Source organism: Sphaerisporangium flaviroseum, assembly GCF_039537005.1.
Taxonomy (GTDB): domain Bacteria; phylum Actinomycetota; class Actinomycetes; order Streptosporangiales; family Streptosporangiaceae; genus Sphaerisporangium; species Sphaerisporangium flaviroseum.
The window spans coordinates 227987-239858 of sequence record NZ_BAAAZR010000007.1; the positions used below are offsets into that span (position 1 = coordinate 227987).

The window sequence follows — 11872 nt, forward strand, 5'->3', positions numbered from 1 at the left end:
CTGCGGAGGAATGGATGAATGGGACGGGATGGTGCTGAGAACGGAGCGTGAGCGGGACGGTGTTCGGATCCTGGGGCCACGCGCACACATACGACACGGGAACCCCGGGGGTCGCTTGTTCGGAGGCGGTTGTACTACTGCGCGCCTCGCTGGTGGCGGTGCCGCGGGGCTGCGGAGGCTGAGGACGGGGTTATGGGAGGTCGAGGGGCAGGTCGATGCCTTTCAGGGCGTGGCCGCGGGGGCAAGCTGCACTCGAATGACTGGTTGGCGTCACGCCGGGGCTGCGGAGGCTGAGGACAGGGTTATGGGAGGTCGATGCCTTTCAGGGCGTGGCCGCGGGGGCAAGCTGCATTCGAATGACTGGTTGGCGTCACGCCGGGGCTGCGGAGGCTGAGGACAGGGCTATGGGAGCTCGAGGGGCAGTTCAGGGCGTCCACCGCAGGGGCAGCTGTGCTCAAAGGGCTGGTTGGCGTCACGGGGCTGCGCAGGCAGGGCGGTGTTATGGGAGGTCGAGGGCAGGTTGATGTCTTTTCACGGCGTCACCGCAGGCCCGGCTGAGTTCCAGGGCTATTGGTGGCTCGTGGCTGCAGGGGCTGAGGATGAGTTATGGGAGGTCGAAGGGCAGGTTGATGCCTTTCAGGGCGTCGCCGCAGGGGCAGGTGCGTTCTGACGGGAGCTTGGCCACGACTGAGCTCACGAGTGTGCGCATGCGCTCGCTGTTGGCCGCGAAGAAGGCGAAGACCTCGTCCTGGGTGACGCCCTCACCCGTGTCGACTCCGGCGTCGTGATCGGTGACCAGGGCCAGCGTGGTGTAGCAGAGGGCGAGCTCGCGGGCGAGGACGGCCTCGGGATGGCCTGTCATGCCGACGATCGACCAGCCGTTGGACGTGAACCAGCGCGACTCGGCCCTGGTGGAGAATCGGGGTCCTTCGATGACGACGAGAGTGCCCCCGTCGACGGCATCCCAGCCTTCGGCCTCGGCCTTGGAATAGGACAGGGCTCTGCCGACGGGACAATACGGATCGGCGAAGGGGACGTGGACCGCGCCGCCTGCGTCGTAGAAGGTCTGGACTCGGCCGGAGGTGCGATCGACGAGCTGATCAGGGATCACTAGAGTGCCGGGGCCGTACTCGAGGCGGAGAGAGCCGACGGCACTGGGCGCGAGCACCTGGCGGACGCCGAGGGACCGGAGTGCCCATAGATTCGCCCGGTAGGGGATGCGATGGGGAGGATGGCGGTGATCGCGCCCGTGGCGGGGTACGAAGGCCACGGCGCGCGCGCCGATGTGGCCGACGGTGATCGTGTCACTCGGCGGCCCATACGGCGTGGCAACGTCGATCTCCTCGGCATCCTCGAGGAGGGAGTAGAAGCCCGAACCGCCGATGACCCCGATGTCCGCTCTCATGACCATGGCGCAGACATTAGCGCCCCGCACCAGCGCCGTTGAGACCCGCACCGACACCTGTGGAAAACCTTCGACGTGAAGCGGCTGTGGAATGGAGGCTACGGCTCGGCGGGGGGATGGCGGGTCGGCATCGGGCTGAGCGGTGCGGGCAGGCCCGGGCGGGTCACGATGTCCGCGGCGAGCGCAGCCTGTGAGGTTATGCCGTCGGTAGGTGGGCGAGCGGTTGCCGATGAGGGGCTAATGGGTGGCAAGTCCGCGGGTGTGGGCGGGTCGTGCTGTCCGCGGCGAGCGCAGCCTGTGAGGTTATGCCGTCGGTAGGTGGGCGAGCGGTCGCCGATGAGGGGCTAATGGGCGGCAAGTCCGCGGGTGTGGGCGGGTCGTGCTGTTCCCGGGGGAGCGTGCCTGCAAGGTTAAGCCGTTGGCGCCGTTGGCGGGCCGTTGCCGATGAGGGGTGACGGTCGCGTGAGGTAGCGAGTCGGCAGGTGCGGGCGGGTTGTACGGCATGGTGGGGCGCCGTACAACCCGGGAGGCGTCAGGCGGCGGAGCTGCTGCTCGCGGGCGCGGGGGCCGAGGAGCTTGCCGAAGCGGCGGGCTCCTTCTTGGTGGAGGTGGTTCCGGAGTCGGAGCCGTTGGAGCTTTCGGAACTGGAGCCAGACGAGCTGGCGGCGGACGACGAGGTCGAGGACCCGGAGGAGCTCGACGAGCGGTTGTCGGTCCGATAGAAGCCCGAGCCCTTGAAAACGATGCCGACGGCCGAGAACACCTTGCGCAGCTGGCCGTCGCAGCTCGGGCACTCGGTCAGCGGGTCGTCCGTGAATCGCTGGACGACCTCGAGCCCTTCACCGCAAGCGGTACAGGCGTACTGGTAGGTGGGCACGCACTCCTCCTCATATGGCTCACGCAGACTGGCACTCTACCGATGCGACTGCTAATGGTACGCAGCCGATTAGGATAAACGCCACCCAGGCGAGTTCTAATCCCCGTCAGGAGCTCGCTGGCAGGCCCCCTCAAGGGGATCGGCGGGAGCCGACCCGGTGCCGCTTCCGCTGCCTGATCGCTGTATCCCGTCAGGTCCGGGAGTGCCTCCATGGCGAAGACAGCGAAGCGGCGGGCGCCGGACGGCCCGGCGGACTGGGGCTGCCGGGTGTGTCCGGGTTGGGGTGGCGTGGTCAGCGTACTGGGGAACCCTTGTGACAGCGGACTGTTCACGACATGTCACAAGGCCCGATACCCCCGGAGGATGAGGCCGCTGCGATACCCGTCGGCTCTCAGCGGTCAGTCGGCCGTACAGCAGCCGTCGGCTGTCAGCGGTCAGTCGGCCGTACAGCAGCCGTCGGCTGTCAGCGGTCAGTCGGCCGTACAGCAGCCGTCGGCTGTCAGCGGTCAGTCGCCGTACAGCAGCCGTCGGCTGTCAGCGGTCAGTCGCCGTACAGCAGCCGTCGGCTCTCAGCGGTCAGTCGCCGTACAGCGGACGCTGGGCGGTTTGTTGGTGGGGTTGGGGTGCTCGTTGCGTTCTGGTTACTCGCCGCGTTCGCCGTACCAGCCGGCCAGTTTGCCGCGGCGGCTTACCGCGCGTAGGCGACGTTCGACGGTTTGGCGGTAGGCGGCCGTCGTGACGACCAGGAGCTGGTCCTCTGCCCGCAGGCGCGTTGAGCCCTCGGGGACGAACGAACGGCCCTCTCGTACGATCATGGTGACCGCCGCGTCCGACGGCAGGCGGAGTTCGAAGATCTCGACGCCGTGCAGGCCGGAGCCAGGGGGAATGGTGATCTGCAGGAGGTCGGCGTTGAGCTCTTCGAGGGGGGCCGCCTCGACGCCGAGGTCGCGGGCCTCGTCGGGGGCGCTCACGCGAAGGAGCCGCGCGAGGTACGGCAGCGTGGGCCCCTGAACCATCGTGAAGACGATCACGATGATGAAGACCTCGTTGAACACGCCTTTGGCGCCGGCGATCCCGGCCGCCCATGGGATGGTCGCGAGCACAATGGGCACGGCTCCGCGTAGTCCCGCCCAGGACAGGAAGGCCTGTTCCCGCCAGGACATCCTGTCGACGCCCGCCAGCTGCACGATCAACGCCGAGACGGCGACCGACAGCGGTCGTGCGAACAGCAGGAGGACCAGTCCGGCGATCAGCCCGGGAGCGACCGCCGTCGGCAGCTCGTGCGGGCTGGCGAGTATGCCGAGCATGACGAACAGGCCGATCTGGGAGAGCCATGCGGCGCCTTCGGCGAATCCCCGGGTCGCCTGCCGGTGGGGCAGCCGCGTGTTGCCGAGGACCAGCGTGGCCAGGTACACCGCGAGGAAGCCGCTTCCGTGCAGGAGCGCCGCACCGCTGTAGGCGACGAACGCCAGGGCCAGTACGGCGAGGGGGTAGAGGCCCGACGACGGCAGGGCCACGCGGCGCAGGGCATAGCCCCCGATCGGGCCGATCACGAGACCGACCGCGGAGCCGACGCCCAGCTCGAACACGGCGTCCAGGATGACGTACCCGACGTTCGGCAAGGGCGCGTTCACCTGGCTGAGCATGACGACGACGATGACGGTGGGCGCGTCGTTGAATCCGGACTCGGCCTCCAGGATGCCGGACAGTCGCGGGGGGAGCGGTAGCCGGCGCAGCACGGAGAAGACGGCCGCCGCGTCGGTCGAGGCGAGGATGGCGCCGAGCAGCAGCGCCGTGCGCCAGTCCATGTCCAGCAGCCAGTACACGGCCCCCGCCAGCGCGAAGATGCTCACGCCCACGCCGACCGTGGCCAGGACGATCGAGGCCGGTACGGCTTCGCGGACGTGCTGCCAGTTCGTGGTGAGGCCACCTTCGGCCAGGATGACGGCGAGGGCGACCATGCCGATCTGCTGGGCCAGGCGCGCGTTCTCGAAGTGGATGCCCAGGCCCGCCTCGCCGATCAGCAGGCCGATCCCGAGATAGATCAGCAGGCTGGGCAGTCCGGTGCGGTGGGCTACTCGTACGGACGCGATGGCGGCGATGACGACGACGGAGGCTAGGAGCAACCAGACGTTCAGGTTCACCGGCCTCCCTTCTCGCGTCCCGCCCATTGTGTCGTATTCGTATACGGCCCTACCACGATGAACACGTATGGGCTACCGTCACACGCGAGACAGCGGTAGCTATATGGACGGGCATCAGGTGGCAAAGTGACCGACGAGACTTCCCCGGTTCTGGAGAACACGAGGAAGGACGATTCGGCCGATGGCGAGGAGGCCGTTCCGGCCAAGCGATTGAAGAAGCGGCGGTTGCTGCGCCGGCTGCTGATCGTGACCGGTTTGATCTTCGCCATGGTGTTCGCGGCCGGGTTCGCGTTGGTGATGGAGCGTCAGGTCACGCTCAATGGCAATATCGAGCGTATCCCTGGAGCGTTCCCCGAGGACGCCGGGCGCCCCGCCAAGACCGTGGGCGACGCGCAGAACTGGCTGCTCATCGGATCGGACAAGCGGCCGGGTGAGGCGGGCAGCCAGCGGGCCGACACGATCATGATCGTCCATGTCCCGGCCGGCCGGGATCGGCTCACCCTCATCGGCATCCCCCGCGACTCTTATGTCCGCATCCCCGGTCACGGAAACAACAAGATCAACGCGGCGTACGCCTTCGGTGGCCCGCAGTTGCTGATCAAGACTGTGGAGAGCCTCACCAAGGTGCGCATCGACCACTTCGCGGCGCTGGACTTCCAGGGCTTCGTCAGCATGACCGAAGTGATCGGCGGCGTGGACGTCTACGTGTCCCGCAAGGTCTACGACCCGATGAACAAGATCACATGGCCGCAGGGCCAGGTGCATCTGGAGGGCGAGAAGGCGCTGCTGTTCGTACGGCAGCGGTACAACCTGCCGGGGGGCGACTTCGACCGCATCAAGCGGCAGCAGGCCTTCATCGGCGCGATGGGGCACAAGATCATCAGCAGGGAGTTGCTGACGGATCCGTTCAAGCTGAACGGCTTCCTCGAAGCGCTCACGCGGGCCGTCAGCGTCGACTCCGGCGTGACGCTGAGCACGCTGCGCGACCTGGCGCTGGAGCTCAGGAGCATTCGGCCGGACAACGTCGACTCCGCCACCATTCCCACGCTGGGCACCGCCACCGTCAAGGGCGCCAGCGTCGTACGCCTGGACAAGCGGGCAGGCGCGCTGTTCTACGAGGCGATCAGGAACGACAGCCTGGAGCAGTACTTCGAGGACAGCGGAGGCCTGAACGACCTGACGATCCTTCCCTGACGGGTGGTCGGGGAGGACCAGGTGGGGATGATCTTCCCCTGACAGGTGATCGTGGCGGACCAGAAGGCGACGATCCTCCCCTGACCGCCGATCCCGGACGATCAGATAGTGACGATCCCCGAAGGAAGCGCCGCCATCGTCACCGCCCGGTCGTGGGGCTCGGCCGGGATGCCCTCGACCAGCTCGCCCTCGTGCAGCAACGCCACCGTCGGCACGTTCGGCCCCACCCTCGCCAGCGCACGGTCGTACGAACCGCCGCCGCGCCCGAGCCTGATCCCGGTGGAGGGGTCGACCGCCAGTGCGGGGACGATCACCAGCGCGGCCGTGCGGATGGTGCCCACGCCCCGCCGCGTGTCGACGGGCTCCATGAGACCGCGCGGCCCGAGGGCCATCGAGTCGGGCCCGTCGTAGACCGCCCAATCGAGATCGTTGTCGGGCTTCAGCACGGGCAGGATCACCGTGGCGCCGTGCTTCCAGAGGGCGAACACGAGGCCGTGCGTCGCGGGCTCGTCACCCATCGACCAGTAGCACGCGACCAGCCCGGCCATCTGCACCCACGGTTGGTCGAGTAGCGTTTCTCTGATCGCGGTCGCCGAGCCGCGTGGATCGGAGAGCCCTGCTCGTGCGGCGACGATCCTCCGGCGCAGCTCCGCTTTGTCCACTCGGCCCTCCATTAAGGTGCATCCATGGCTGACTACGATCCAGTGACGAAAGTTGTCATCCCGGCCGCGGGTCTCGGTACGAGATTCCTGCCGGCGACCAAGGCGACCCCCAAAGAGATGCTGCCGATCGTCGACAAGCCGGCCATCCAGTATGTCGTCGAGGAAGCGGTCTCGGTCGGGCTCCTCGACCTCCTCATGGTGACAGGCCGGAACAAACGCTCCATCGAGGACCACTTCGACAGAGCGTACGAGCTGGAGGAGGTGCTGGCCGCCAAGGGCGACTCCGAACGGCTCTCGCAGGTCCTCGAACCGGTCGAGATCGCCACCTTCCACTACGTGCGGCAGGGGGAGCCCAAGGGCCTCGGCCATGCGGTTCTGTGCGCCAAGCAGCACGTCGGCAACCATCCGTTCGCCTGCCTGCTCGGCGACGACCTGATCGACTACCGCGACCACCTGCTCAAGCGCATGATCGAGGTGCGGGACACCTACGGCGGCAGCGTCGTCGCGCTGATGGAGGTCCCGAGGGAGCAGGTCTCCCTGTACGGCTGTGCGGAGATCTCGCCGACCTCCGAGGACGACGTGGTCCGCGTGACCGGCCTGGTGGAGAAGCCCGCGCCGGAGGACGCCCCGTCGAACTGGGCCGTCATCGGGCGTTACGTCATCGACCCGGCCGTGTTCGAGGTGCTGGAGAACACCCCGCCCGGGCGCGGCGGCGAGATCCAGCTCACCGACGCGCTGCTCGAGCTCGCCGGCCGCGGCAACGACGAGGGCGGCCCGGTGCACGGCGTGCTTTTCCGGGGTCGCCGTTACGACACCGGGAACAAGATCGACTACCTGCGCACGGTCGTCCAGTTCGCGGCGGACCGGCCTGATCTGGCCCCCGAATTCATAGCGTGGCTGCGCGAGTTCCTGGACGAAGTTCCCCGGTGAAGCCGGTGCGCTGGATGACCTTCCGGGGACGGATGCGATGAAGACGGTTGACGCCCATCTGGCCGAGATTCTCGAAGCGGTGCGACCGCTCGACCCGGTCGAGCTCGGACTGGAGGCGGCGCTCGGCTCGACCCTGGCCGAGGACGTCACCTCGCCGGTCGCGCTGCCGCCCTTCGACAACTCGGCCATGGACGGTTACGCCGTACGTGCCGAGGACGTCGCGGGGGCGACCGAAGACGAGCCCGTGGTGCTGCCGGTGGCCGCCGACGTGGCCGCAGGTGACCTGGAGCCGCGCGCGGTGGAGCGCGGGTTCGTCACGCGGATCATGACTGGGGCGCCGGTGCCCGAGGGCGCCGACGCCGTCGTGCCCGTCGAGTGGACCGACGGAGGCACCGTCAAGGTCGCGATCCGCCGGCCCGCCCCGGTGGGCAACGCCATCCGCAGGTCGGGGGAGGACGTCCGGGCCGGGAATCTCGTGCTGGGCGCGGGCGCCGTGCTCGGCCCCGCCCAGCTGGGCATCCTCGCCGGGGTGGGGCGGCGCGCCGTCCTGGCCCATCCGCGTCCCCGGGTGGTCGTACTGTGCACCGGAGCCGAGCTGGTCGAGCCGGGTACGCCGCTCGGCCACGGGCAGATCTGGGAGTCCAACAGCTACACCTTGGTCGCGGCGGTTCAGCAGGCCGGTGGGCAGGCGTCCCGGCGGAGCGCCGTCGGCGACGATCCCTACGAGTTCTCCACGGTCCTGAACGGTGTCATCGGCGAGGCCGACGCCGTGATCACGAGCGGCGGCATCTCGATGGGCGCCTACGAGCCCGTGAAGGAGGCGCTGTCTCCCCTGGGGACCGTACGGTTCGAGAAGGTCGCGATGCAGCCGGGCATGCCCCAGGGCTTCGGCCTGCTGGGCGAGCGGCACGTTCCGATCTTCACCCTGCCGGGCAATCCGGTCTCGTCGTACGTCTCGTTCGTGCTGTACGTGAAGCCCGCGCTGGACAGGATGCGCGGCCTGCCCGCCGGGCCCCCGGTCACCGTGCCGGCGACGACGACATCGGCGCTGCGCTCCCCGGCGGGCAAGCGCTCGTTCCTGCGAGGAGTGCTCAGCGGAGGTGCCGCTGGAGGTGGAGTCGCCGATGAGCGGGGCGGCGGGGCCGTGGTCGCTCCGGTGCACGGGCAAGGTTCCCACCAGCTCGCGGCGCTCGCCCTGGCCAACGCGCTGATCGTGGTCCCCGAGGACGTCACCGACGTGCCCGAGGGCACGGTCGTGGAGGTGATCCCGCTATGAGCGAGTTGACGCACATCGACGAGTCGGGTGCCGCGCGCATGGTCGACGTGTCCGCCAAGGACGTCAGCGTCCGTACGGCGTGCGCGACCGGCCGGGTGCTGCTGTCGCCCGAGGCCGTGGAGATCCTGAGATCGGGCACGGTTCCGAAGGGCGATGCGATCGGGGTCGCCCGCATCGCCGGGATCCAGGGCGCCAAACGCACTCCCGATCTGATCCCCCTCTGCCATCCGATCGCGCTGCACGGCGTCAAGGTGGAGATCGTTGTGGTCGACACGGGCGTGGAGATCACCGCCCGCGTGAAGACGGCCGACCGTACGGGCGTGGAGATGGAGGCGCTCACGGCCGTCACCGTCGCGGGGCTGGCGATGATCGACATGATCAAGGCGGTGGATCCGGCGGCGGTGATCACCGATGTGCGGGTCGAGGAGAAGACCGGTGGCAAGACCGGCGTCTGGACCCGGCCATGAGAGCTCTGGTGGTGACCGCTTCGAACCGCGCCGCCTCGGGCATTTACCCCGATAAATCAGGACAACTGCTGGCTGAGCTGCTCGTTGAAGCGGGTTGCGAGGTCGACGGTCCTCAGGTCGTCCCCGACGGAGAGCCGGTCGAGTCCGCCCTCCGAGCGGGCGTACGCGACGGATACGACCTGATCGTCACCACCGGAGGCACCGGGCTGACCCCGCAGGACCTCACCCCGGAGATGACCCGCCGGGTGATCGAGCGGGAGATCCCGGGCATCGCGGAAGCCATACGGCAGGCCAACCGCGAGAAGGTGCCGACCTCGATCCTGTCGCGCGGGCTGGCCGGTCAGGCGGAGACGACACTCATCGTCAACCTTCCCGGATCGTCCGGCGGCGTACGCGACGGCATGGCCGTCCTCGCCCCGATTCTCAGGCACGCCGTCGACCAGATGAGGGGCGGCGACCACCCCCGTCACTGACACGCCCTGTCAAAGCGGAGGTCTGGGGGGCACCATGGCGAATATGGGTTCCGACAGGGGATGATTGACGTGTGGACCGACTTCGCGGCTGGCCGGCGACCCTTAACGAGGGACCGGTGGGACTCCGGCCGCTGCGGCTGCGCGACGTCGGTGCCTGGCGTGAGACACGGCTGCGCAACGCCGACTGGCTCCGTCCGTGGGAGCCCAGCAACCCCGAGACCCCGCTCTTCCGCACCGGCCTCGGGCCGTACATCTCCATGGTCGGCACCCTGCGCCGTGAGGCACGGCAGGGCCTCGCGCTGCCCTGGGTGGTGACCTGGCAGGGGGCGTTCGCCGGCCAGCTCACCGTGGGCGCGATCGTTTGGGGCTCGGCCCGATCGGCCCAGGTGGGCTACTGGGTGAGCGGCGCGCTCGCGGGGCGCGGCATCATCCCCACCGCGCTCGCCATGGCCGTCGATCACTGCTTCTTCACGGTCGGCCTGCATCGGCTGGAGGCCAACATCCGCCCGGAGAACCACGCCAGCCGGCGCGTCGTGGAGAAACTCGGCTTCCGCGAGGAAGGGGTCCGCCGCCGGCAGCTCCACATCGACGGCGCCTGGCGCGACCACATCTGCTACGCCCTGACCCTGGAAGACGTGCCCCGAGGGCTGATGGCCCAGTGGCGGCAGACTCGGGAGAAAACAGCTCACGACGGCTTCTCCTAGAGGGGCATGGACAGCTTTGAGCCAGGCCTGGTGATAAACAGGTTGACGATCTCGCGACACACCGCACCGAATGCTCGTCAACCAGTGACACGCGGTCCTACGGTGCGTGACGTGAACACATTTGCGACGGCACCGGTCCCGTGGTGTGTTCATGCTGCCTGGGGGTGGTCCCATGGGTAGCACATTCCGGGGTCGCGCCCACCGGGCCGATCTCGCACGCCGCTTGAGCGGCGCTCTTCTCGTTGTCCCCGCACACGGTGCAGAGGTGGGCGTATGAGCAGTGCCTTCCTCTATCTCGGCATCGTCGTGATGTGGCTGTGCGTCCTGGTGCCGATGTGGCTCCGCCGTGACCGTCACACGGTCGACATCGCCGAGCTCTACAACGAGGAGATCGACGGCGACGGTTCCGATGGTTCCGATGGCGACGAGTCCGACAACGACTCCGACGGCGAGGATTCCGGGTCCGACGGCAACGGTTTCGACGGCGAAGGGTCCGACGGCAAGGACGGCGACACCCTCACCGACGTCCCGGTGTCCGGAGTCCCCGGCGCCCGTGCCGCTATCGGCACCGATCCCGCCGACGACGAGATCACCATGGACCTCCTCCCCACCGCCCCCCGCACCCGAAGCGACTCCACCGCCCAGCCCGGAACGCGTAGCGAGGCCGCCGTCCGGCCGGGAACGCGTAGCGAGTCCGTGGCCAGGCCCGGTGAGTCTCCCATCCAGCCGGGAACGCATAACCAAGGAAAGCTCGGCGGCTCCGGCCACAGCTCGGCCTCGGGCCAGGAGGCGCCCGCCGGCACTCCTCCTGCCAGGCAGGACGCATCCGGTGGCACCGTCTCTCCTGAGCTCTCCAAAGAGAGCCCATCAGGTGAGACTCCCTCACAGGAGAGCTCGTCACACGAGACCTCGCCGTCAGACGAGAGCCTTTCGTACGAAGATCTTCACCTCGAGAACCCGTCTCCGACCGAGTGCCGTCGCCGGGCCCGGGTGATGGCACGCCGCCGCCGGTGGTTGCTCTGGACCGTGCTACTCCAGATCGCCTCGATCGTGACGGCGGCTGTCGGCGTGGCGCCCTGGTGGAGCGTGGCACCCGCAGGGCTCCTGCTGGTGTCCTACCTGGCGGTACTGCGCATCGCCGTCACCGTGGACACGGAGCGGCGCGTCGAGGCCGCGAAGGCCCGTGCCGAGCGGGAGCGGCTGGAGCGGATCGAGCAGGAGCGCCGGCGCGAGCTCGAACTCGCCGCGCAGCAGGCCGAGGCCGAGATCCTCGAGTTCCGCAGGCGCGCCGAGCCCTTCGACCAGTACGCCGACCGCTCCCGTCGCGCCGTAGGCGACTAACCCCGGCCACGCATCCCTCGGGGTGACCCTCAACCGCATGCCCACTGCGTCACGCCCACGCCGCTCGGCCGAACACGCTTCCATGTCCGCCGTGCCCGGCCGTACGGCCTGCGCGTCCACGCCGGTCGGTCAGACATATCGGGACCGCGCGGCCCTCTCCCCGTTGACGGGTGCCGGACCTCGGCGATCATGCCGCCGGCGGCCTGCCACCCGACTGGGTGGCTCCGGTGGTGGTGAATGTTTGCTAATCTGGTCGAGTCCTAGGGGCTGTAGCGCAGTCCGGTAGCGCACTTCGTTCGCATCGAAGGGGTCAGGGGTTCGAATCCCCTCAGCTCCACCCAGGGCCGTTCTTGAGACGGCTGGACTGAAGTTGACGGGATCCCGTCTGATCATTGCGAT

General features: G+C 68.6%; 11 protein-coding genes and 1 tRNA gene. 8 read left to right on the forward strand and 4 right to left on the reverse strand.

Translation table 11 applies throughout. The features are described 5' to 3' along the window. Positions 1–604 precede the first annotated feature (604 nt). The 3 genes from ABD810_RS16370 to ABD810_RS16380 all read right to left on the reverse strand — a co-directional run bounded on the left by ABD810_RS16370 (position 605) and on the right by ABD810_RS16380 (position 4426). Positions 605–1411, reverse strand: a complete 807-nt coding sequence (locus ABD810_RS16370) for an S-methyl-5'-thioadenosine phosphorylase (RefSeq protein WP_344939988.1) — start codon at positions 1409–1411, stop codon at positions 605–607. 526 nt (positions 1412–1937) lie between these two features. Then, positions 1938–2282 (reverse strand): FmdB family zinc ribbon protein, encoded by a 345-nt coding sequence (locus ABD810_RS16375; protein WP_344939991.1) that lies wholly within the window; start codon positions 2280–2282, stop codon positions 1938–1940. A gap of 641 nt (positions 2283–2923) precedes the next feature. After that, complete coding sequence (locus tag ABD810_RS16380; RefSeq protein ID WP_344939994.1) at positions 2924–4426, reverse strand: potassium/proton antiporter; 1503 nt, start codon at positions 4424–4426, stop codon at positions 2924–2926. Positions 4427–4552: 126 nt separating this feature from the next. On the opposite strand from ABD810_RS16380, the gene ABD810_RS16385 reads away from it, so the two are divergent. Continuing rightward, positions 4553–5620, forward strand: coding sequence for an LCP family protein (locus tag ABD810_RS16385; RefSeq protein WP_344939997.1), 1068 nt, complete (start codon positions 4553–4555; stop codon positions 5618–5620). Positions 5621–5721: 101 nt separating this feature from the next. On the opposite strand, the gene ABD810_RS16390 is transcribed toward ABD810_RS16385, so the two are convergent. Further along, on the reverse strand, positions 5722–6282 hold the full coding sequence (locus ABD810_RS16390; protein WP_344940000.1) for a 5-formyltetrahydrofolate cyclo-ligase: 561 nt from the start codon (positions 6280–6282) through the stop codon (positions 5722–5724). Positions 6283–6306: 24 nt separating this feature from the next. Between ABD810_RS16390 and galU the strand changes: the two genes are divergently transcribed. From galU to ABD810_RS16425, 7 genes are all read left to right on the forward strand, one after another. Next, positions 6307–7212, forward strand: coding sequence for a UTP--glucose-1-phosphate uridylyltransferase GalU (gene galU / locus ABD810_RS16395; protein ID WP_344940003.1), 906 nt, complete (start codon positions 6307–6309; stop codon positions 7210–7212). 37 nt (positions 7213–7249) lie between these two features. Next, positions 7250–8488, forward strand: a complete 1239-nt coding sequence (gene glp / locus ABD810_RS16400; protein ID WP_344940006.1) for a molybdotransferase-like divisome protein Glp — start codon at positions 7250–7252, stop codon at positions 8486–8488. Further along, positions 8485–8955, forward strand: coding sequence for a cyclic pyranopterin monophosphate synthase MoaC (moaC, locus tag ABD810_RS16405; RefSeq protein WP_344940009.1), 471 nt, complete (start codon positions 8485–8487; stop codon positions 8953–8955). Before glp ends, moaC begins: the two co-directional genes overlap by 4 nt. Then, on the forward strand, positions 8952–9428 hold the full coding sequence (locus ABD810_RS16410) for a MogA/MoaB family molybdenum cofactor biosynthesis protein (RefSeq protein WP_344940012.1): 477 nt from the start codon (positions 8952–8954) through the stop codon (positions 9426–9428). The genes moaC and ABD810_RS16410 overlap by 4 nt, the downstream gene beginning before the upstream one ends. A gap of 71 nt (positions 9429–9499) precedes the next feature. Then, on the forward strand, positions 9500–10132 hold the full coding sequence (locus ABD810_RS16415; RefSeq protein WP_344940015.1) for a GNAT family N-acetyltransferase: 633 nt from the start codon (positions 9500–9502) through the stop codon (positions 10130–10132). Between the two features lie 273 nt (positions 10133–10405). Then, complete coding sequence (sepX, locus tag ABD810_RS16420) at positions 10406–11473, forward strand: divisome protein SepX/GlpR (protein ID WP_344940018.1); 1068 nt, start codon at positions 10406–10408, stop codon at positions 11471–11473. 263 nt (positions 11474–11736) lie between these two features. Next, positions 11737–11810, forward strand: a tRNA-Ala gene (locus ABD810_RS16425). Positions 11811–11872: the final 62 nt, after the last annotated feature.